This is a genomic window from Bartonella sp. AC10YNML (genome assembly GCF_042196825.1).
Classification (GTDB): Bacteria; Pseudomonadota; Alphaproteobacteria; order Rhizobiales; family Rhizobiaceae; genus Bartonella.
On record NZ_JBHIRA010000008.1, the window covers coordinates 16,898 to 40,498 of the forward strand.

Below are 23,601 nucleotides of genomic sequence, written 5' to 3' on the forward strand. Positions count from 1 at the left end.
CCTCATTAAAGTTTATTGTCTTTCGTTTAACAGGTATTAGCTTTAAACAATTAAACTGATATAATTTTATTCCTTGTATGTCCAGCTAAATACTTCATTTTATCTTTATTTACCCTCTTGGAATACTGATGATTATTACAGAAGTTTTTTGTTTAAGCGGGAGAGTTATCAAAAAATATCCACGCTGCTGACACAACTAAAGTGTAAAGTTGCTTCTTTCTTTAAACAATATGCTAAAAATCCAAAAAAATTTTAATCAATTTATATTAAAAGAAGTGAAAACTGTTGATTTCTATACTCCTTTAAATAAAACAATTGTCGGTAAGAAGCTTCTCCTTACCAATTGCAACTTAAAAAAAAGAAACAATACGCATTAAAAAATCTTTAAATGTCCTTTGAAAGTTCTTTGAGACCCCTAAAAAGTACAAAAACCGATGACTAAGCTATATCAACAATCTTTTTTTAAACAAACAGATATGGGGAAATCCTACTGCCCAATTTTATTTAGCAACTCGTACCTTAAAAAAATTACCCAATCAATAAGTTATTTACGGTATAAAATAAAATGGTGGGTGATGAGGGGATCGAACCCACGACCCGCTGATTAAGAGTCAGCTGCTCTACCGACTGAGCTAATCACCCATAAGCTTCTCAAAAGACGAGAATGAGCGTTTCTATAACGCTCCTAAGGATAGATGTCCAGATGTTTTGTTGTTTGTTATATAAACTCATTGTCTGTAAGGTTAAAAATATGATATTCACCACTTGATCTTATATAAAAATAAACCCATTATAAGAAGCTTTATAAATAAATGTTCTGATTGTTATACAGAACCTATAGTTAGAGGATTATCGAGCATAATGCCCGAGCGAAAATTAGAGGAACCTTCTTGTGGTTGTAAGCGGGATGGGGCATCGTTTTGTTTTATCAACAATCACATGCATTCAAGCAATATTGTGCTGTTTTTTTCTTTGAATATAAGTTTTTTACATTCAATGTTCATGATCCAATATACGAATAAAAGCCTATGAATTTTTTTTGTCAATCGCGCGCTTTTAAGCTTCTAAAAGGTAAGGAATGATGGAATGGATCACTGATCCCCATGCGTGGTTTGGTTTGATCACGCTGGTTTTTCTCGAAATTGTTTTAGGAATAGATAACCTTATCTTTATTGCAATTTTAGCTGAAAAATTGCCACTGCATTTGCGTGACCGCGCACGCTTTATAGGTCTTACTTTAGCATTAATTATGCGGCTTTTCCTTCTTACCGTTATTGGATGGGTTATGAGACTCGATAGGGTAATTCTTTCACTTTCATCTTTTGTATTTAGTTGGCATAGCTTTATTTTAATCGGTGGTGGAGCCTTTTTGCTCGCAAAGGGAACGCTAGAATTACATGAAAGGTTAGAAGGAGTATCACATGAAAGAAAAACAGGTGTTGGTTATGCTGTTTTTTGGCAAGTAATCGTCCAAGTCGTGGTGCTGGATGCCGTTTTTTCACTAGACAGTATTATTACCGCAACAGGTATGATTGCAAAAGAGCAGGCAGCAGTTATGTATATCGCAGTCATAGCTGCTATGGGAGTAATGATGTGCGGATCTGGTGCTCTTATGCGTTTTATTAATCGTCATCCCACTATTGTAATCCTTTGTCTTGGTTTTTTGATGATGATTGGTTTTACTCTCATTGTTGAAGGATTTGGTTTTCATATTCCAAAAGGGTATTTGTATGCTGCTATTGGTTTTTCTGTTCTCATCGAAGCTTTTAATCAAATTGGACGTCGTAACCGTGAAAAAATGATTAAAACGAATGATCTACGCAGTAGAACAGCTGATGCTGTTTTGAGGCTCTTAGGAGGAGGAAGCAAAGATAATCACCTTGCTGAGACTGTAGATGTTATTGCTGAACAGGCCGCAGCTTCTGAGTTGTTTAGACCAGAAGAAAAGGAAATGATTCGTGGTGTTCTCGATTTAGCTGATCGCCCTGTTCGCTCTATCATGTCGCCGCGTAATGAGATTGAGTGGTTAGATTTAAATGCTGATGAAAATGAAATGCGTGAAGAATTACAAAAGTTTAAACATAGCCGCTTAATTCTTGCGCGTGAAAAAGTGGATGAATTTGTTGGCGTTGCATTGACAAAAGATCTTCTTTTGAATTTGGCTGAGGGAAAAAAGATTAATTGGAAAAAAGCTATGCGAGAACCCCTCGTTGTTCATGAAAACACAAGTGTTTTACGATTGATGGAGCAATTACGTCATTCTTCGATTCAGCTTGCAATTATTGTTGATGAGCATGGATCTTTTGAAGGAATTGCAACACCAACCGATATTCTTGAAGCTATTGCAGGAGACTTTCCTGATGACGATGAAGAACTCATGATCGCAGAACAACTTGAAAATGGCAGTCTTCTTGTTGAGGGATACGCTGATATCCGCCGTTTAAGTGGTTATCTTGGGCGTAACCTTGTGGATGAAGCAGATCGTTATACGACTCTGGCAGGCTTTATGCTTTGGCAGTTTGGTCATTTACCAAATGAGGGAGAAAGTTTTGAAACTGACGGTTTACACTTTAAAGTGATTGAAATGGAACGCAGAAACATATCTAAAATCCTTATTTCTCCGCTTGTATCACCAGAAAAAAGCTAATTCTTTTTATAAGAAAAATGAATAAAAAGATTTTTTTATGATTAAAAATTGAAAAGAATAAGCAGTTGATAACTCAATTGCATTTCATTATTTTTATATTTTTTAAAGCGTAAAATAATGACATACAAAAGTTATATTATCAATGAACTTTCCATTATAAAAAATTTTCATTGATGATTGACGAAAAGCTGGAAGAGAGAAAATGGTGCAAAATTATTTGTCAATGGTCATTAATCTCAAAACAATGAATATATACAACATATTGATTTATAATAATTTTTTATTATGATATTACCTTCACATCAAGAAAGCCTCTTTCAAACATCAGATTTCCGCCAATGGATAAAACTCAACCATTGTTGAATTCACTCAACTGATGATGGCAGCTTTAAAACAGACTCTGGCTCCTATAATCTTTTTAGATCTTCTTGATATTTCTTAAGGAGCTATTCCTTATCTTTTGTTTCGATAAATGTAGCTATTTTTTTTCCTTCCAAGAATGAAACTCCACCTCTCTGGAAAACCCTTATTAAGAACTTTGTTTTTCTTCTAGATGACTCATATTTTTTGCTACTTTTTTAATTAAAGCGTAGCTGAGCTACTTAGATTTCACTACTTCTTTGGCTAAAGCCAATGCACGTTCCAGATGAATCTGTTGGGTGTTTTCATCAAAGCCTAAATGATCCTCTGCACTGAAACTTTGATAATAAGATTGTAAGGGTGCAACATCACCCAATAAAGCCACTGCACCAATATGAAGTAAGCTATAATCTGCATCATCTACCTTGATAACCTTATGTGCCTCCAACTTCACTCTTTCGCCAAAGTGGTACTCCATATCTGGAATAAAAGCATTTATGAAGATCTATTTTTTCCATCGCCCATTTCAAGATATAATCAAGCTTAATTCCAACTAATCTGCATATATTTCTTCTTCACAAACTCTCAATCCCTTTTTATCAAAATCAAGTTGTAGATCTTGTAAGTGCTGGTAATTGATAGGGATCAATTACCATGCAGGCAGCAGCTAAAATACCAGTACTAATCGAAACTCCAACATCAAATTGCGAATAATCTTTGATAATTGCGTCATTATAAAGAATTTGTACTTCACAATCTGGTAGTTGATAACGTGCGGAATAATTATCTACCTCTTTAATTTTTTCAACAGACCAATCAAGATTTTTGAAGAACACTGTTGCACTCTCCATGATTAAAAAGTTCTTTGCTCTACCTCAAAAGAGGTTGTATCCATATCAAAGTCAAAAGCGAAGCAGATTTTTGCAAACAAAAGTGATAACGCCGTGTACGAGAAGAATCTTATCAATAAGGTCTTTGGTGATTTCTTTTGCAACGTCTAAACGAGATGGAATCTTAATTCATAAAAAAATATAATAAAGTCAATAGATTGTGTGCAATTATTTTATATAAATCCCATTTAAAATCTACACTTTTATACGTGATTTAATTAACCATTTTTCATAAACAATTACCATGTATGGATAGACCATAAAAAGCAAATCATGATGCAAATGTTATAACGCATGTAAACATTCAAATGAAGTGAAACGCAGCTATCATTTATAACAGTTCATAAATTTTATGATACGTTTTTATCACACACAAATCGCATTATTAAAAACGTAATTGTTTGAAATAATCGATAATATAAATTGCATGCGTTTAAAAAATGGTATGGGGTTTACTCTTTTTTTGAGCTAAACCTTAAAAGAAACAGTCATTTGAAACTATCATAGAATAGGTTTTAATTCATTAAGGACACATAAAAGGATTTAAATACAAGTCGATTTTAAAGCGCTGCTTACTAAAAAGTTAGTCAATAATAAGCAGACATTATATAGATACTATCATCACAGCAGGTAATGAAATTAATAATGTTATGTCTTAGAAGTCAAAAGATTTTTAATGATATAACGCAGGCAAACAAGCAAAAAACGTTTTAAAAGTTACAGTTTAAAAATACGAAACCAAATGAAGTCCCCTCAAATTTGAGGATACTTATTAAGACAAAGATAAGTAGATAAATTTCAAAAGGATTGCAATCATATTACAAAGGCATGGGGTTTTACTCAATTTTGAGTCAAAAGCGACAATATTAAAGACTGCTCTATTCTAAAGTTAACGAGCTCGAATTTGAACTGATTAATTTTGCCAGCCCAAATATGGACCGGCTTATTTGCAGAGAAGTTACGTTTAAATGCAAAGTGAAAATACGCTTATGAGAACCTCACTAAATGAAAGTTTAAACGTTTAGAGACATAAAATGATATCTCTATAAAAACCTTTGAAACCTAGGTTTTATAACAGTTTAAAAGCCTTAGATTTTATAAAAAGTGGTTGTTTATTGTCTTCTGAAAAGCTGCTTTTAAAAACCAATGTTCGTAAATGTAAACAACGGATTTTGTTACAAATATTCACTTAATACGCACTTTCTCTTGATTGTCTTAATATGAACCTACCAAACGTTTTAAAAGAGACATTTTGATAATGTACTTTGTGTCAAATGACAACTTCAAAAATGAGAGCGTTATTCTTAATAAGTTTTATAGCCATACAAAAGTGTTTATAGGTTCTGTAATTCAAATGAGTGATTAAATATTATACCTATCATTTACGTTCCCATTGATCAGTTTTAATCAATAGAATAGAGCGTTTGCAATATGATACGTTTTGTATATATGCATTCATTATTGATTTCTTTTGTATGATCTGTAGTACCTCTATTTAAAAGCAGCGTCATATCAATTGGCACAGCTTTCTTTTATGATGCGTTTTAACCATCAAAGAAGCACCCTCCACGTCTGTCATTTATTCTGTTTATCAATCTTGATAACATCATCACTTTCATAAACCTCACAATTTATGGGAACCGAATATAAATCGCTATGTCTTTTTATTCTTGCATTGCCATATACATTACCTCTAATCACGATATAATCAGGAGATCTTGGCATTGCCATAAACAGAACCGTAGACCTTAGTATGACACCCCACGCTAGCATTGCCGTAAACCTTGCCTAACAACCGCATGATCATAAACCGCGGCAGTGTTATGAATACGTGCTCTACCGGATAATTTTTCATTCCCATAAACCCGCGCATAATGATAAACTCATACGTTATAAGAAAGATGAGCATTGTCATAAACATGAACACCAAAATACACATGGGTTTTATCACATATAAGGGTATTGCCATTACACATAGCCACCAATGGCAGCATTGCCATAGCCCCTTATATTTTTATAAACACAACCAGATTTTACAACACAGACATTATCAGCAACCCAGCAATTACCATCATGAGAGAGATTGCTTTCATTTTCAATAAAAGCATCTAGATCGCCTTTTTTACATCACCAAAATCGTTTAAAGTACGAATGCGATATAAGATATATGACCAGTCACGAAATCTATTTGATTGGTCAATTCATATTTTGGGATGATTTTTTCTTATTAACAGGAGCGGTTTCATTTGCAATGGAAAAAATAACGGAGGTGTTTTTGTGATATAGTTGTCATATTCAAGCTAATAATAACATATTCATTACCTAGGAGAATACCAACTCCTACACCTGCATAAAGCGAAGAAATAATCCGCCCATTATGGCTATGCTGCATGACCATAATAGAACCTAAAACCATCATTCACCAACAGCAAAACGGATCAAAAGGACTAAGTGTTAACGCCATGGAAATAATTAAGTGCACTCATTACTATAGCTGCACAAGATAGTATGCGAGGAGCAAAAGATATAATCCCAATTACTGCCAAACGTAAAGAATATACTCCCAACTAAATAACCACCATAATTAGCGTTCGGGATATAAGAAAGTTGATTAAAGCTAAACAATCCCTCATCCAACATAACTGGCAATATTGGTGTATAGAGAAATTACCAGATACCCATATCAAAACCATATCGAATACAGTATTTTGAAACAATTCAAACCTTGACGGTTGTCTTTCCCCCTTATTACTCCTTTAACTGGTGATATTCCTCATCTGCGTTCCATATCACCATAACAGCCTTTAACTCCCAAAATAGAAAAAAAGCAAATTTAGCTATTTATTTTAATGCTCAAAACAATATATTTAGCGATCTACTATCAACATCGCCAGATCAGTTGTACAATAACATATTGAATTAATATGTATTTTTATATTATAAATATTTATAGTTAAATTGAAAGCACATTTAGATAATCTTGCTTTTTTATCTCGATGTTCAAAATGACTAAGCGAAAAATTATATACGCAACTGTAAAATTTTACTTCTCTTAAAATCATTCACTTATTCGCTAAAAACTTAATGAACAACTCAAATAACCATTTTCATAAAGAGGAAATCTGCTTCTTTTTGGAGAATGTTGTTATTTAGGATGATATGAAATTGAAAAATTTGGTGCACCCGACAGAATTCGAATCTGTGACCTCTGCCTTCGGAGGGCAGCGCTCTATCCAGCTGAGCTACGGGTGCTTAAAACCGATTATTAAAACCAGTTGTGATCTTTTAACTAATCATCCTTTTAGCTTCAATGCTAAATTACCATTCTAATAAAAAAATTACTTATTTGTAAATTATCTAACTACGCACCTCTTTTATTTTCCTACAATGATACTTCATCTCGAAAGAGTTTCTCTTTTTGTCTTCAACACTCGTTTTATTATTAAAAGAGCTTTTATTACAACTTCAAAACTTTCAAAAAATAAGTTACAATATAAACTGTAAGTATCAGGATAATTTCTAAATGATTACATTACCAAGTCGCTTTCATTTTGTTTCCGCAGAAACTGAGGAAGCTCTCAAAGCTACCCATAAATTAATTTCCGTTTATGGTCATTCTTCTCTGGAAGAAACTGATATTGTTGTTGCAATCGGTGGTGATGGGACAATGTTACAAACCGTACGGGACGTCATGAATACAGGCAAACCCATTTATGGTATGAATCAAGGTTCTGTAGGATTTCTTATGAATGAATTTCATGAAAAAAAATTACCTAATCGTATTGCTGTCGCTCACAGAAAAGAAATCCATCCCCTGCGCATGATTGCAAAAGCTGAATGTCAAGAATCTATTGAAGCTCTTGCAATTAATGAAGTATCTCTCTTTCGACAATCTTATCAAGCAGCAAAAATTCGTATCACCATTGATAACAACGTGCGCATGGAACAATTAAATTGTGATGGTGTCCTCGTCGCTACACCAGCAGGATCAACCGCTTATAATTTATCAGCACAAGGACCTATTTTACCCCTTATGGCCCCCCTTATGGCTCTTACTCCCGTTAGTCCTTTTCGTCCTCGACGTTGGCATGGAGCATTGCTTCCTAATACAGTAACAGTGCGCTTTGATATGCTTGAACCTGACAAACGCCCTGTTAACGCTGCTGCTGATAATGTTGAAGTTAAATCTGTCCATTCAGTTACTATTTCAATGGCAACAGAAGTAACAGCTTCAATCCTTTTTGACTCAAATCATTCATGGGATGAACGCATTTTATCAGAACAATTTCGCTATTAATGATTGTATTGTGCGTTTTATGTGTATATGGTTGTTATAGTTAGTTTTTTTGTGAAAGCATCTTAAAACTCTTTAAGAGTGGGGGATATTGGTTATACTCATCATTTAGATAGCAAAATTAAAATCACAGAGCAATTGATAAAAAAATGATACCATCTTTAAACAGTTTTGATGATTTAGGTCTTTCCGCAAAGGTTGTTAACGCTGTAAAATCAGCGGGATATACAACTCCAACACCTATTCAAAGTGAAACAATTCCTCACGTCCTTCAAAGAAAAGACGTTCTAGGAATCGCTCAAACGGGAACGGGTAAAACCGCCTCTTTCGTATTGCCTATGCTCACTCTCCTTGAAAAAGGTCGTGCAAGAGCACGAATGCCCCGTACGCTCATCTTAGAACCAACAAGAGAAATTGCAGCTCAAGTTGAAGAAAATTTCGATAAATACGGAATAAATCATCGTTTAAATGTTGCTCTTTTGATTGGTGGGGTATCTTTTGAACTCCAAGATCGCAAACTTGAACGAGGAGCTGATGTTCTTATAGCAACACCAGGGCGCCTTCTTGATCATTTCGAGCGCGGTAAATTGCTCCTGATGGGCGTTGAAATCCTTGTTATTGATGAAGCTGATCGCATGTTGGACATGGGCTTTATTCCTGATATCGAACGCATCTGTAAACTAACACCTTTTACACGTCAAACTTTGTTCTTTTCTGCAACAATGGCACCAGAAATTACAAAACTAACGAAACAATTTTTACATTCTCCAGTATCTGTTGAAGTTACAAAAGCTTCCTCAACAGCAACCACAATTACACAACGGCTTGTTAAATCTGGAAATAAATCATGGGACAAAAGAGCAGTTTTACGAGAACTTATCCAAAATGAAGGTGCCGAGCTTCAAAATGCTATTATTTTCTGTAATCGCAAGAGGGATATCTCTGAACTTCTTAGATCACTCATTAAACATAACTTTAATGTAGGTGCATTGCATGGGGATATGGACCAATATTCACGTATGAACACCCTAGCCGATTTTAAAAATAATAAACTTACACTTCTGGTTGCTTCTGATGTTGCAGCCCGTGGTCTCGATATTCCAGCCGTAAGCCACGTATTTAACTATGATGTTCCTACACATGCTGAAGACTATATCCATCGAATTGGTCGTACAGGGCGTGCAAATCGTAGCGGAAAAGCTTTTACAATTGTCACAAAAGCTGATCAAAAATATATCAATGCCATTGAGGAAATGAGTAATGAAAAAATTGAATGGCTCAATGGAGATCTCTCAACTTTAATAGCCGATGATCAAACAGAAGATATTGTTGTAAAGAAAAAATCATCAAAATCATCAAAGAAAACTGCTCCAAAAGAGCCTGTTGCTCACACTAAAAAATCTGTAGAAGAGAATAAAACAGAATATATCAAAAATGCAAATAATAAGGAGAAGCCATCTGAGCAACAACGCTCACGAAAAAATAAGAATTACACGCCCCTTGGATTTGGTGATGATATTCCTGCATTCATGCTCATAAAAACGCGTAGATAGACTCGCCCTTTACTCTCTGTAAGCATAAAGTAAATAAAAGATGCCTTTTAAAAGTTTTTCTTATTTCTTAGAGAGCCTTTCTATTACCTTTTCACGCCCTAAAAGCTGCAAAAGCTTTCCCATTTCAGGTCCATGATCCATGCCCGTAAGTGCTTGACGTAATGGCATAAATAAAGACTTTCCTTTCCGACCTGTTTTTTCTTTTAATGCTGTTGTCCAAATTTTCCAACTTTCCTCATTCAAAGCACCTTCAGGTAAGAAATCGAGTGATTGACGCACAAATGCACGATCCTCTAGTGCTACTGTATCAAAATTTTGTTCATCATGAATGATTTTCCACCACAAAACAGCATCTTTGACTTTATCAATATTGCGTCTTATCGCGTTCCAGAAATATTCCGCCTTATCTCCCTCAATAGAAAGTTTTTTAAGTCGTATTTGAACTTCTTCATAGGTTAGTTCATGGACAAGATGACTATTCAAAGAAAGAAGATCAGCAATATCAAATTTTGCAACGGATCTTGACGTATCTTGTAAATTAAAATGTTCTAAAAGCGTAGCTTGATTGGGATAGGGATGCACATTTTGCGATGTCCCAATCAAAACGGCAAGGCATTGAACAGCTATAGATTCAAATCCTTCTTCCCGTAGAGAACGAATAGAAAGATCATTATTACGTTTTGAAAATCCTTTTCCTAAAACTGTCGCCAATAAATTGGTATGAGCAAAAACCGGTAATTCTGCATTAAGAGCTTTAAAAAGAGCAATTTGAGCGCCTGTATTTGTAATATGATCATCCCCGCGAATAATATGCGTAATAGCCATATCTACATCATCAACAATAGACGGCAATGTATAAAGATAGCTTCCATCTTTACGAATAAGAACAGGATCTGAAAGAGAAGCCAAATCAATCGTCTGCTTCCCCTTTATCGCATCATTCCAGCAAACTTCTGTTCGCTTTGTTTGCAAAGGATCACTTTCAAAATTAGGAAGAAGAAAACGCCAATGGGGTTTACGACCTTGAGATTCAAAGCTTTTTTTCTCTTCTGCCGTCAATTTTAATGCTGCACGGTTATAAATAGGAGGCAATTTGCGTGAAAGCTGAATTTTACGACGCCGCTCTAATTCTTCTGCAGTCTCATAACAGGGATAAAGAAGCCCGCGTTGTTTGAGAATTTCCGCAACTTCATCATATCGATTAAATCGCTTAGATTGGTAATAAATTGAATCTGGTTGAATACCAAGCCATTCAAGGTCAACAGCAATAGCATCAATATATTCTTGTTTAGAACGTTCAACATCTGTATCATCATAGCGCAAAATAAATTCTCCTTTATGCGCTTGCGCATAAAGCCAATTGAAAAGTGCAATACGGATATTGCCAATATGAATATAACCTGTTGGAGAGGGAGCAAAACGAACTTTAACCATAAAATAATACTCAATTTTTATCGCGAAAATGATTGACTATGGGATAGCGACGATCGCGTCCAAAACTCTTGTAACTGATTTTTACACCGGGTGCAGATTGTCGTCTTTTATATTCGGCACCATAAAGAAGCTGTTCAACTTTCTCAACAGTTTCCCGTGAATGCCCACGTTTAATAATATCACAAATACTCATGTCATTTTCTACAAGAGACTGTAATATATCATCTAAAATAGGATAAGGGGGAAGGGAATCTTCATCTTTTTGATTTTCTCGCAGCTCTGCAGAAGGCGCTTTTTCTATAATATTGGATGAAATAACAATTCCTTCTGGTCCTCTCAAATTGTGCAAGTAATTTTTATTGCGCCATTCAGCTAATGCGTAAACCTGCATTTTATAAATATCTTTAAGAGGATTAAATCCGCCATTCATATCCCCATATAGTGTTGCATATCCTACAGCCATTTCTGACTTATTGCCTGTCGTTACCACCATTGATCCGAATTTATTCGAAAGAGCCATCAAAAGTGTACCGCGTATGCGACTTTGAAGATTTTCTTCTGTTACATCAGAGGGTAAGCCAAAAAAAACAGGTGCCATTGTCTTTAAAAAAGCCTCAACAGGTTGTGCAATCGGTATGATTTCATAATGACATCCTAAAAGATCAGTACATTTTTTGGCATCTTTCAATGATTCTTGCGAAGTGAAATGATAGGGCATCATAATGGTGCGAACCCTCTCAGCACCAAGAGCATCCACCGCCATTGCCGCACACAGGGCTGAATCAATTCCTCCTGAAAGACCAAGAATAACATCCTTAAAGCCGTTTTTATTAACGTAATCTTTCAAGCCTAAAACACAAGCTTGATAATCGGCTGCTAATCCATTGAGAAGATTTTCATTAGGACCTGAAACACAGTTCCATCCCGTCGTTGTTCGTTGCCAATGGCTCAAAGCAATCTGCCTTTCAAAGTGTTTCATTTGAAACACTTTTTTGCCTTGCCCATTCAAGGCAAAAGACCCGCCATCAAAAACGAGCTCATCTTGACCACCAACTTGATTAGCATAAATAATTGGTACCCCAGATCGTAGAGCTTGCGTATGAACAACATCTATACGTTTTAAAGTTTTATTACGATAGTAGGGAGATCCGTTAAGGACGAGAATAATTTCCGCTCCTTTATCTTTAAGCTCTGTACTCAGAGAGAAATCATTCCATAGATCCTCACAAATGACTATTCCTAATTTGATTCCATGATAAACAATAGGCTCAGGACGTGGACCTGAAGAAAACAAACGCTTTTCATCAAATTCGGCATAATTAGGTAAATCAAACTTTAAGCTTTCAGCAATAACTCGCCCTTCATCAAGAAGCATGAGACCGTTATAAACATTGCCATTACGCCTTAATGGAAGACCAATGACAATTCCTGGTCCGCCTACGGTTATTTTTGCTAAATTTCCAACAGCCTCTTCACATGTTTTTGTAAAAGCAGATTTTAGAACAAGATCTTCTGGTGGATAAGCGCTTATAAAAAGCTCCGATAATAAAACAAGGTCAGCTCCCTCTTCTTTAGCCTTTTGATGTGCCATAACAGCTAGAGAAAAATTCCCCTCAATATCACCGACAATAGGATTTAATTGGGCAATTGCTACCCGAAAATCATTTTTCATAAGTCTTTTTATCACTTCATCAGTTTGGCAACCACAACTTTATTTTTAATCATCAGAAACATCGCTTTTTTTTAAATTCTCTTCTGTCATATGATCTAAAATATTAGGTAAACTTTTGCTATCCACCAGTGGCAATTGCTAACGGGTCAGTGGCACGATTTTTTTTAAGGAGTTCCGCAACAAGAAACGCCAATTCTAACGATTGATCTGCATTTAATCGTGGATCACATTGCGTATGATAACGATCAGACAAATCGTCCACAGAAATAGCATGTGCCCCACCGGTGCATTCAGTGACATCACGACCTGTCATCTCAATATGAATGCCTCCTGGATAAGTTCCCTCTCCATGATGCACAGCAAAAAAATTCTCGACTTCTTTTAAAACATAATCAAAGGGACGCGTTTTATAACCACTAACAGTAATTGTATTGCCATGCATTGGATCACATGACCATATAACCGCACGCTTCTCGCGTTCAACGGCGCGGATGAGTTTAGGTAGATAACTTTCAACCTTATCATAACCAAAGCGCGTAATAAGGGTAAGCCGACCTGGCTCGTTTTCAGGATTTAGAATATCAATTAATCTTAAAAGCTCATCAGGCTCAATGGAAGGGCCACACTTTAATCCTATAGGATTTTTGATACCACGACAATATTCAACGTGAGCATGGTCAATCTGACGTGTACGGTCTCCAATCCATAACATATGGCCAGATGTTGCATACCAATTTCCTGAAGTTGAATCAATTCGCGTCAAAGCCTCTTCATAACCAAGTAAAAGTGCTTCATGACTGGTATAAAAAGATGTTTCACGCAATGAAGAATGCGTTTTGGATGTAATCCCTATAGAACGCATAAAATCAATTGCTTCAGAAATACGCTCTGCCAATAATTCATAACGTTCCCCCTGCGGACTGTTAGAAACAAAACTCAACATCCATGTGTGAACATTTTCTAAATCAGCATAGCCACCTTGTGAAAAAGCACGCAAGAGATTAAGTGTTGCCGCAGATTGGCGATAAGCCATGGACATCCGTTGCGGATCCGGAATACGAGAATCGGCTCTAAATTCAATGCCATTAATAATATCCCCCCGATAAGCAGGAAGATCAATCCCTTCTTTACTTTCGATATCAGAAGAGCGTGGCTTTGCAAATTGACCAGCAATACGACCAATTTTAACAACAGGCTTAAAACTACCAAAGGTTAAAACAATCGCCATTTGCAAAAATACACGAAAAAAATCACGAATATTATCAGCTTCATGTTCTGCAAAGCTTTCGGCACAATCACCACCTTGCAATAAAAAAGCTTGGCCTTTCGCAACGGCTGCTAATTCATTTTTTAAATCACGTGCTTCACCGGCAAAAACTAAAGGAGGATAGCTTCTCAGTTTTCGTTCAACATTTTCTAACATAGACTTATCCGGATAAGTCGGAACTTGTTTAATTGGCCTTTCTCTCCAAGAGTCAGGCACCCATTCTTTTATCATTATACTCTCTCTAAAGACTAAACTTACAAAACTTACAGCTTGGCATATCAAAAACTTTTCACCAAAATATATGCTGTTTAACTTTCTATTTTCTTCCCATTTTCATATATATAACTTGGTTTATACATCGTTACCAATTCTTCTGCCATCGTTGGATGCACTGCCATCGTTTCATCAAAGATATCCTTCGTTAGCTTACCCTTGAGAGATATCCCTATAAGCTGTGCCATTTCACCAGCATTTTCCCCTAAAATATGAGCGCCCACAACAATACGGCTTTCACCATCAACAATGAGTTTCATAAGCATTTTCTCTGAAATACCAGAAAGAATATTACGCATAGGACGAAAAACTGTACGATAAATTTCAAGACGCTTATAACGCTTTACCGCCTCCTCTTCTGAAAGACCAACCGTTCCAATCTCTGGTTGAGAAAAAACTGCCGTTGTAATTAAATCATAATCAGGTGTTGTGGGAATATTCTCAAATGCTGTCTTAACAAAACACATTGCATCATGAATCGCAACGGGTGTTAATTGAATATGACCTGTTACATCACCAACAGCCCAAATATGGGGGATATTTGTTGTCATTTTCTCATCAACAACAACTGCACCAAATTCATTAACTTCTATACCTACTCTCTCAAGTCCTAAACCAGCAGTATTGGGCATCCGTCCCGTAGCTAACAGAACTTGGTCAGTGCTGATCGTTTGCCCATTTGATAAAACAATATCATAACAGTTTTCGGCAGCCTGTACTTTAGAAATTGTTATGCCATAGAGAATAGAAATCCCTTTTTCAATCATTGCATCGCTGAGCAATTGCCGCAAATCATGATCAAAATTACGAAGGATTAAATCACCGCGATGAAGGAGTATTGTTTTTACACCTAATTCATGAAAAATATTAGCAAATTCAACACCAATATACCCTCCACCAACAATCACTATTGATTTTGGGAGTTGATTAAGGTCAAAAATCTCATTAGAAGTAAGGCAAAATTCACCGCCTTCTATGGACGTATTTGGTGCAAGTTTTGCCCCTGTTGCAATCAAAATTTTTTCTGCACTTACCCGCTCACCCGTGGCAGAAAGCTCTAATGTGTGATCATCTATAAAAGTAGCACGACTTTCATAAATATGCACATTGTTATTTTCTAATCCCTTACGATACAGGCCTTCTAACCTTGATATTTCTTTATTTTTAGCTGCAACCAACTTTTCCCAGCTAAAAATTGGATCCGCATATTCCCACCCAAAACCAACACTTTTCTTAAATTCTCTTACATATTGTGATGCATAAACATAAAGTTTTTTGGGAACGCAACCACGAATAACACAAGTGCCCCCTATACGATATTCCTCTGCTATAGCTACCCGCTTACCAAGACCTCCAGCAAGCCGTGCTGCACGCACTCCACCAGAACCACTTCCAATAACAAATAAATCAAAATCAAAAGAACCCACGAACTAATCCTTCTCATATATCTACAAACAATAGGCTAAGATCATTTATTATCAAATAAAAGTCTTTTTTCTTTTGAAGAAGCATTTTAAGCAATATTCTTAAAGGGTTTATTCTTATTAAAATATTTAAAACGGCGGGAAAACCGCCGCTATTAAAAAAATCAGAAATTGCCCATTGTTGTCATAATATCAATCAAGCTATTTTTTATTTTCTGAAGATTCTGATTTTATAGGCATATTTGTAGGCATAGTAGAATTATTCAAATTAAGTGTTTCAGACATCTCTTTTTTCACATTTTCTACAAGATCCCGCATAAGAGCAGTACGCCATATATCAAATGCTGAATAAGAATCACGTGCAATATTGGGGACTTCTGTCAAAAACTTTTTACCGGTGTCAGAATTATAAAATGCTGTAATGGCATCAAGCTCTTTTTGAGTAAAATATTTTGCATACACATGAGCAATCTCTTTTTCTAGATCAGAGCGCCTTTTAACTAAAGCAAGCGCTTGTTTATCAACAATATCAGAAATAGCTGTTGCCAAATTCGGATCATCACTGATTAGTTCATTTTTGAAATCATGGACTGCATTTGGTAAAAAGCTATCAAATTGATCCGTTGCATGAATGGATCTGATCGCCTTTCGCGCTGAATCTAAATGTTGATCACTCACACCTTGTGCATAAACCATTCCAACATTCACAACAAAAATAGCAATTGCACTAAAATATACGACAAAACGCTGAAAAGAAAATATTACTTTCATTTAATGATTACCCCGATCGCTAATTATAATTTTAATTCGTTATTCTACCTAAAATCTTTAAGACCCTTTTTTACTGTGCTAACATATCATCATGTAAATGCCTTTTCTAAAAATCAAACGGTTCTAAAACTTTTATTTGCCCATCAGCCATAGCGACAATTGCACGTGAAGCCAACCCCAAAAAAAGGCCATGCTCAACAACACCAGGAATAGCAAGAAGTGCATCCGATAATGGTTTTGGTTGCAAAATGCAGCCCCAAAATGCATCAAGAATAAAATGGCCACCATCTGTTTCAAAAGGATTTTTTCCATTCATTCGCAATGCAATTTTTCCAGAAAGCCCTAAATCATCAGCAACTTTTTCGATGGCTTTGCGTGTTGTATGGATACCAAATGAATTAACTTCAATCGGTAGTGCAAAAGCACCAAGTCTTTTTACTATCTTTGTTTCATCAGCAATGACAAGCATTTCACGGGATGCCGATGCCACAATTTTTTCATACAACAATGCTCCCCCTCCCCCTTTAATGAGCATCATCTGAGGACCAATTTCATCTGCTCCATCAATATCAAGATCCAATTCAGGTATTTCTTCTAAAGTGCTAACAGGAACTCCAAACTTACGACAGAGCTGTTCAGAATGTCGTGAGGTAGCAACACCAGTCACACGTAGACCATCAGCAACACGCTCACCAAGAAGACGAATAAACTCATTGACTGTCGAACCAGATCCGATACCAAGCCGCATACCATCTTCAATAAATTCAAGCGCTCTAACAGCTGCCATTTTTTTTAACTGCTGAACATTCATGAATGACTTTGCCTTCTATCCGTATAAGCAACACTTATCACCCCTATTCCCACCGATAATAATGATAATAAAAGATAACCTCTTGACGCAATCTATTTAAATTGACCATCGCTTTTGCTTGAAAAGATGTTACTCGTTATAGAAATATATGATAAGAATAAAATAGAATAATCAACAATTATCTTTTTTATTTCTTTGAGAAGATTTGTTAGCATTTTTCTCATTCAATAAGAATTTTTGATTTATCTTGTGCTATCAATAGGATGCACAAAGACGCACATAGCAACTTTTTTGAAAAAATTAAAATGATCAGATATAAAAATCATCTATTTCTAGAAAACTGTAGATTATTATTTCGTTTCAATGACATTGATAAATTTACCAATCTAAATACCGCAAAATATTATCAGAAAAGTCTTCTATTCTTTTCTGTTTTGTCATCGTCCAGATATGAAGAAAAATGCGATTTAATTATATATTTTTTTGTGCATACCGTCTATGCATATTCCATGGTCTATGAAACCCTAGAGAAGACCAAATAATATCCCCACTTTTGGTCATCATCACGCTTCCTCGTGATAACAATTGTTGAGGGGTAAATATTATTTTTGCCTTCTTGTGACATACTGGATTATGCATCGCAATTGTAAATGTCTGAATGAGAATATCTGCCTCTACACATTGATCTGTTTCTCTGTGTAAAACGATCACTTTTAATCCATTATCCAATAAGGATGAACAGACATGACGATCACAAATAAATTGTCCGTGCAATGAAGGCCCATACTTTGTTGGTTTAATCATTTCATTCACACGGAATGACTTTTTCCATATGGATGACGTTAACTTAGAAATATGGTAACGATCAATATATAATTTTTTATCATGGATAACACCCACCAGACGCATATTATCTGCAATCATCAGCTGTATAGGTGAATGCATCACACAAATACAAATACCAACCAAAATAAAAAAACTAAAAAAGAGCCTGATAGGTGTTTTGCAAAAAGTCAATCCAACCAAGCCTATACTCAGTAAGATCAACGCAGATAACGGCATAAAACCAGGATTTAAATCAGGAGAAATAGCCTTGATAGCATGTGCAATCTTTATTACAAGATCAACTCCAAAGCCCATAATTTGAAGGGGAAGCCATTCGAATCCTCCTAACATTGCAAGAACTGCGATTAATCCAAAGGGAATGACAAAAATTGAGATAACAGGCAAAGCAAAAGCATTACTGATAATGCTCAAAGATGCCATATTAGAAAAATGATAAGCAGCATAAATTCCACTTGCACTCCCTGCAACAAAGGAAGAAGCACACGTTGAAAGAATCGATAAGAAAACAAAATTCATCACTCCTCCTCCAACATAAGAGGGAGTTGTTTTTCTTTTACGAAAAAATGATCTTCCACTCCACCAATCAAAAAAAGCGATCAAAGCAGCAGTCGCAGAAAAGGACATTTGAAAGCTAGGACCTAATATTTCATGGGGTGTCATCGCCAGAGTTATCAACCCTGCAATGGAAAAATTACGCATTGTTATAGCAGAGCGATTACACAATATAGCAACCAACATAACAGCAATCATCACAAAACTTCTTTGCGCTGATATTGCTAAGCCCGACAATAACAAATAAAAAGCTGTTATCATAAACGCAACGATAGCAGCAAACTTTTTACTGGAATAATAGGAAGAAAAAACTGGAAAAAATGCTAAAAAACTACGGATACTCAAAAGAACTATGCCGCTTAACAACGCCATATGTAAACCTGATATTGATAAAATATGGGCTAATCCAGCTGTACGTAATGCTTCATTTGTCTCATTTGAAATACCAGCACGCTGCCCTGTTATGAGGGCAGCTGCAACACTCCCCTTTTCTCCTTCAAGGGCTATACGGATTCTTTGTGTCATCTTCGTGCGTAAATTTTCAATTTTCTGTAGAATGATAGCGAATATCCCATCAGGCTGAGAAACGGATATTTTTCTTGGTTTTCCTAAATAAACGCCTTGTGCCCCAATTCTTTTAAAGTAATTATGAAAACTAAAATCGTAGCCTCCTGGACGCACCGGCCCAGAGAATGCACGCATCTTCACTTTTCCATGCAGTCCATCACCAATCGCTAAGCCAGATGGCAAATATTTTGCCGATAAACGAACACGATGAAGACTATGGCGTAATATGGGCTTTTCTGTACTCAAAATATCCAAAACTAAACGAAACCCTCCTTTGGCACCTGACTCAATAGAAACAATTCTTCCCGTCAATGTAGTGACAATGTCACTGCCTAACATGGGTGTTGCAATACGCCACGTTTCTATTTTTGCCGCTAAAGTACCCAATATAATACAAAACAGAAATCCCACGGGAATCCATATTTTTGGATAAAAACGTGCACCATAGAATATTCCCAGAAAAATACTGACCAATGCCCCCAATTGTCCCCAACTTGGTTCCCACTCTAAATGAAAATAGAAAATGATTCCTAGGGCAAAAAAGACTAAAATCAGCGAAAAAAGGATACCAAAAGCAACCTCTTTATTAATACAATCTTCTAACCATTTGCGAAAAAAAATGATTACTTCTTTTAAGAGTGTCAATAAAAAAAGTTTTTGTTGGTTATAGCTACCGTTCTTTGCATCATCATATCTAGAAAAAACACTCTGCCCTATCTGACATGGCTTTTTTCTTTCTGTAACAGATTTTTCGGATAAACCCTCTTTACTTTTATAAAACATCAGTCCCCCACTTTAACTCGCAATACGGCTATTGCACGCCCCATCACTTATGCTAACATAACCTTTCTATAAAGTTCCATAAGTAATATCTCAATTTAAAGGAAAATATTCGTGTCTGTTATTACCCGTTTTGCCCCTTCACCCACAGGTTTCCTTCATATTGGTGGCGCTCGTACTGCTCTTTTTAATTGGCTTTATGCAAAACATACCGGTGGAAAAATGCTTCTACGAATTGAAGATACAGACCGGGAACGTTCAACAGAAGCAGCTGTAAAAGCCATAATAGATGGCTTGCATTGGATGGGTCTTAACTATGATGGCGCCCCTATTTCGCAATTTGAACGTGCAGAACGTCACCGCCAAATCGCCGAGCAGTTGGTCAAGAATGGCAAAGCATATTATTGTTATGCTTCACCTGAAGAATTAGCTGAAATGCGTGAAAAAGCCCGTACAGAAAGGCGCCCGCCCCGTTATGATGGACGTTGGCGGGACCGTGATCGTTCTGAAGCTCCTAAAGGTGTTAAACCTGTTATTCGCATCAAAGCCCCTCAAGAGGGAGAAACCATAGTACATGATCTTGTTCAAGGTGATGTTCGTTTTCCTAATAAAGATCTTGATGACTTTATTATTTTGCGTTCTGATGGTTCGCCTACCTATATGCATGCTGTTGTCGTTGATGATCATGATATGGGCATCACACATATCATACGTGGAGACGATCATCTTACCAATGCAGCCCGACAAATAATCATCTTTAAAGCAATGGGATGGGATATTCCTGTTATGGCACATATTCCTCTTATCCACGGTGAAAACGGCGCAAAATTATCAAAGCGGCATGGGGCGCTCGGTGTTGATGCTTACCGAACCATGGGATATCTTCCTGCTGCTTTGCGCAATTACCTTGTCCGTTTAGGGTGGAGTCACGGGGATGACGAACTTATATCACTTGAAGATATGATTTCTTGGTTTGATATTGAGGATATTAACAAAGGTGCTGCTCGTTTTGATCTCAAAAAGCTCGATTCCATTAACGGACACTATATGCGCATGAGCAATGATCAAGAACTTTTTGATGCCGCTCTTGATATTCTACCAGAAACCGATAAGGGAGCACAAACCATTGAAAGACTTGATGAAAAACGCCGTGTTCAATTTTTAAAAGCAATCCCACATTTGAAAGAACGTTCAAAAACACTGTGCGAGCTGATTGATAATGCCGCCTTCATTTTTACGCAACGACCATTACAGCTTGATGAAAAAGCACAAATGCTCTTAGATAAAAATGGACGAACCATTTTAAACGCTCTTTATCTTGCCCTGAAAGCTTGCCCCTCTTGGGATACAAAAGCTTTAGATGAAACTCTTCGCTCTTATGCCCAAACAGAAAATCTTAAATTTGGATCTATCGCCCAACCACTTCGCGCAGCTCTTACAGGACGCGCAACATCGCCAGGAGTTTTAGATATTCTTATTTTATTAGGACGCGATGAATGCCTTCATCGTATCAAAGACCAACTTATCAAAAAAATATACTCATGATATGTACTGAATAGATCTCCTCAAATAGATCTCTATACAAATATTTCAACGCAATCTAAAAGAGTTTTTTATGTTATATCATTGAAATACAATTTGTATTGAGTAATAATGATCGCTAAGGAAATATTTTAGATTGCATGTACTCACTTTTAGAGGCAATCTGCCCTTAGTATAAGTAAGAAAAGCTTCAGTTATTGTATATCTCCTACTCTGATGAAGCAGAGTCTTAATTTTTAGAAGCGAAGGATCTGAAAGGAATACCGAATGTCTGAGAATAACGCACATCTTATTGTGAATGATAAAAAAGTAGAACTTCCCCTGCGTAAAGGCACAAGTGGACCTGAAGTCATCGAAATTGCTTCTCTCTACAAAAAAACCGATATTTTTACTTATGATCCTGGTTTTACTTCAACAGCTTCTTGTGAATCAAAAATTACTTATATTGATGGTGATAAAGGCATATTGCTTTATCGTGGTTATCCTATCGACCAATTGGCTGAAAAAGGAGACTTTCTCGAAAGTTGTTATCTTCTCCTTTATGGTGAACTCCCAACACAGAAAGAAAAAAACGACTTTGATCGATGTATTATGCAACATACCATGGTCCACGAGCAGTTTTCACGTTTCTTCCACGGCTTCCGTCGTGACTCTCATCCCATGGCCGTCATGGTTGCCTGCCTTGGCGCTATGTCTGCGTTCTATCACGACTCTATTGATATTACAGATCCTCACCAGAGAATGATTGCTTCTGTACGTCTTATCTCAAAAGTTCCAACGCTTGCTGCTATGGCCTATAAATACAGTATCGGACAAGCCTTTGTTTATCCACGCAATGATCTTAGTTATGCTGCAAATTTCCTCCATATGTGTTTTGCTGTTCCTTGTGAAGAATATAAAATAAATCCAGTGCTTGCCCGAGCGATGGATCAAATCTTTATCCTTCATGCAGATCATGAACAAAATGCTTCTACATCTACAGTGCGTCTTGCTGGATCCTCAGGTGCTAATCCGTTTGCCTGTATTGCAGCAGGTGTTGCATGCCTTTGGGGACCAGCACATGGTGGTGCCAATGAAGCATGTCTAAAAATGCTACAAGAAATAGGTTCTATTAAAAGAATTCCTGAATTTATTGCACGTGCAAAAGATAAAAATGATCCTTTCCGCCTTATGGGCTTTGGGCATCGTGTCTATAAAAATTATGATCCACGTGCAAAAATCATGCAAAAAACTTGTCATGAAGTTTTAAAAGAACTCAACATTCAAGATGACCCGCTTCTTGATATTGCAATAGAGCTTGAAAAAATTGCTTTAAGTGATGAATATTTTATTGAGAAAAAGCTTTATCCCAATGTTGATTTTTATTCCGGCATTACATTAAAAGCTTTAGGTTTTCCAACCGAAATGTTTACTGTTCTTTTTGCATTAGCACGCAGTGTTGGGTGGGTGGCACAATGGAAAGAAATGATTGAAGACCCTGCCCAAAAAATTGGTCGTCCTCGACAACTTTACACAGGTTATGCTATGCGTGACTATGTTCCTATAGATGAACGTGTAAATTAAAGAGATAAATCAATCAATAAAGCTTCAGTTTACTGAGGCTTTATTGAAAGTGATCAAAAAGCATCCTTTAAGGATTTTTATAAAACCTCATTTTAAAGCTCTTTCTCGCCAGAGAACATCATTATAAAAATTTACGAAAAAATTCTAAATTTTGGCTCTGTCAATAAATTGATAATACTCTTTTGAAAATTAGCTACACATTTAGTAAAAAAAATTGAAAATTTTACCCTATAATTCTCATTATTTTCAATGAAGCGTATTTTCTATGATTCCCTCATATTTAAAACCTTTATTACATATTAAAACTTAGCAATGTCAGAATTTTTCTTTCTATCTTCTTCAAATACAGTAGATT

At 36.2% G+C, this 23,601-nt stretch carries 17 protein-coding genes and 2 tRNA genes; 5 read left to right on the top strand and 14 right to left on the bottom strand.

Annotation, left to right across the window (positions count from 1 at the left end; genetic code table 11):
• Window positions 1-566: 566 nt before the first annotated feature.
• Window positions 567-642 (bottom strand) — tRNA-Lys (locus ACFINA_RS05550).
• A 436-nt stretch (window positions 643-1,078) separates the two neighbouring features.
• Between ACFINA_RS05550 and ACFINA_RS05555 the strand changes: the two genes are divergently transcribed.
• A complete protein-coding gene (locus tag ACFINA_RS05555) occupies window positions 1,079-2,647 on the top strand; it encodes a TerC family protein (protein WP_375607186.1) in 1,569 nt (522 codons plus the stop codon).
• Window positions 2,648-3,245: 598 nt separating this feature from the next.
• On the opposite strand, the gene ACFINA_RS05560 is transcribed toward ACFINA_RS05555, so the two are convergent.
• The 6 genes from ACFINA_RS05560 to ACFINA_RS05585 form a co-directional block, all read right to left on the bottom strand.
• On the bottom strand, window positions 3,246-3,461 hold the full coding sequence (locus ACFINA_RS05560) for a DUF6990 domain-containing protein (RefSeq protein WP_375615211.1): 216 nt from the start codon (window positions 3,459-3,461) through the stop codon (window positions 3,246-3,248).
• A gap of 151 nt (window positions 3,462-3,612) precedes the next feature.
• Window positions 3,613-3,858, bottom strand: a complete 246-nt coding sequence (locus ACFINA_RS05565) for a hypothetical protein (RefSeq protein ID WP_375615212.1) — start codon at window positions 3,856-3,858, stop codon at window positions 3,613-3,615.
• Window positions 3,859-5,605: 1,747 nt separating this feature from the next.
• Window positions 5,606-5,812 (bottom strand): hypothetical protein, encoded by a 207-nt coding sequence (locus ACFINA_RS05570; RefSeq protein WP_375615213.1) that lies wholly within the window; start codon window positions 5,810-5,812, stop codon window positions 5,606-5,608.
• A gap of 327 nt (window positions 5,813-6,139) precedes the next feature.
• A complete protein-coding gene (locus tag ACFINA_RS05575) occupies window positions 6,140-6,316 on the bottom strand; it encodes a YbfB/YjiJ family MFS transporter (RefSeq protein WP_375615214.1) in 177 nt (58 codons plus the stop codon).
• Window positions 6,317-6,369: 53 nt separating this feature from the next.
• Window positions 6,370-6,537 carry a YbfB/YjiJ family MFS transporter gene (locus ACFINA_RS05580; protein WP_375607190.1) on the bottom strand — a complete coding sequence of 56 codons (168 nt, stop codon included), beginning with the start codon at window positions 6,535-6,537 and terminating at the stop codon, window positions 6,370-6,372.
• 535 nt (window positions 6,538-7,072) lie between these two features.
• Window positions 7,073-7,149, bottom strand: a tRNA-Arg gene (locus ACFINA_RS05585).
• Between the two features lie 271 nt (window positions 7,150-7,420).
• Between ACFINA_RS05585 and ACFINA_RS05590 the strand changes: the two genes are divergently transcribed.
• Window positions 7,421-8,194, top strand: coding sequence for an NAD kinase (locus ACFINA_RS05590; protein WP_375608554.1), 774 nt, complete (start codon window positions 7,421-7,423; stop codon window positions 8,192-8,194).
• A 146-nt stretch (window positions 8,195-8,340) separates the two neighbouring features.
• A complete protein-coding gene (locus ACFINA_RS05595; protein ID WP_375607192.1) occupies window positions 8,341-9,744 on the top strand; it encodes a DEAD/DEAH box helicase in 1,404 nt (467 codons plus the stop codon).
• Window positions 9,745-9,804: 60 nt separating this feature from the next.
• Here the strand turns inward: ACFINA_RS05595 and gltX (ACFINA_RS05600) are convergent, their stop codons facing one another.
• From gltX (ACFINA_RS05600) to ACFINA_RS05630, 7 genes are all read right to left on the bottom strand, one after another.
• Window positions 9,805-11,178 (bottom strand): glutamate--tRNA ligase, encoded by a 1,374-nt coding sequence (gene gltX / locus ACFINA_RS05600; RefSeq protein ID WP_375615215.1) that lies wholly within the window; start codon window positions 11,176-11,178, stop codon window positions 9,805-9,807.
• 10 nt (window positions 11,179-11,188) lie between these two features.
• Window positions 11,189-12,850 (bottom strand): NAD+ synthase, encoded by a 1,662-nt coding sequence (locus tag ACFINA_RS05605; protein WP_375615216.1) that lies wholly within the window; start codon window positions 12,848-12,850, stop codon window positions 11,189-11,191.
• Window positions 12,851-12,968: 118 nt separating this feature from the next.
• The gene (locus tag ACFINA_RS05610) at window positions 12,969-14,348 is read right to left on the bottom strand and encodes a class II 3-deoxy-7-phosphoheptulonate synthase (RefSeq protein ID WP_375607195.1); all 1,380 of its coding nucleotides are present in this window, start codon (window positions 14,346-14,348) and stop codon (window positions 12,969-12,971) included.
• A gap of 77 nt (window positions 14,349-14,425) precedes the next feature.
• Window positions 14,426-15,817 carry a glutathione-disulfide reductase gene (gene gor, locus ACFINA_RS05615; protein ID WP_375607196.1) on the bottom strand — a complete coding sequence of 464 codons (1,392 nt, stop codon included), beginning with the start codon at window positions 15,815-15,817 and terminating at the stop codon, window positions 14,426-14,428.
• A gap of 198 nt (window positions 15,818-16,015) precedes the next feature.
• The gene (locus tag ACFINA_RS05620; RefSeq protein ID WP_375614678.1) at window positions 16,016-16,585 is read right to left on the bottom strand and encodes a DUF2059 domain-containing protein; all 570 of its coding nucleotides are present in this window, start codon (window positions 16,583-16,585) and stop codon (window positions 16,016-16,018) included.
• Between the two features lie 106 nt (window positions 16,586-16,691).
• Window positions 16,692-17,396 carry a ribose-5-phosphate isomerase RpiA gene (gene rpiA, locus ACFINA_RS05625; protein WP_375607198.1) on the bottom strand — a complete coding sequence of 235 codons (705 nt, stop codon included), beginning with the start codon at window positions 17,394-17,396 and terminating at the stop codon, window positions 16,692-16,694.
• A gap of 471 nt (window positions 17,397-17,867) precedes the next feature.
• Window positions 17,868-20,144 (bottom strand): ComEC/Rec2 family competence protein, encoded by a 2,277-nt coding sequence (locus ACFINA_RS05630; RefSeq protein WP_375607199.1) that lies wholly within the window; start codon window positions 20,142-20,144, stop codon window positions 17,868-17,870.
• 111 nt (window positions 20,145-20,255) lie between these two features.
• On the opposite strand from ACFINA_RS05630, the gene gltX (ACFINA_RS05635) reads away from it, so the two are divergent.
• Together gltX (ACFINA_RS05635) and gltA are read left to right on the top strand one after the other, a co-directional pair.
• On the top strand, window positions 20,256-21,686 hold the full coding sequence (gene gltX / locus ACFINA_RS05635; RefSeq protein WP_375608546.1) for a glutamate--tRNA ligase: 1,431 nt from the start codon (window positions 20,256-20,258) through the stop codon (window positions 21,684-21,686).
• A gap of 264 nt (window positions 21,687-21,950) precedes the next feature.
• Complete coding sequence (gltA, locus tag ACFINA_RS05640; protein WP_375609502.1) at window positions 21,951-23,246, top strand: citrate synthase; 1,296 nt, start codon at window positions 21,951-21,953, stop codon at window positions 23,244-23,246.
• Window positions 23,247-23,601: the final 355 nt, after the last annotated feature.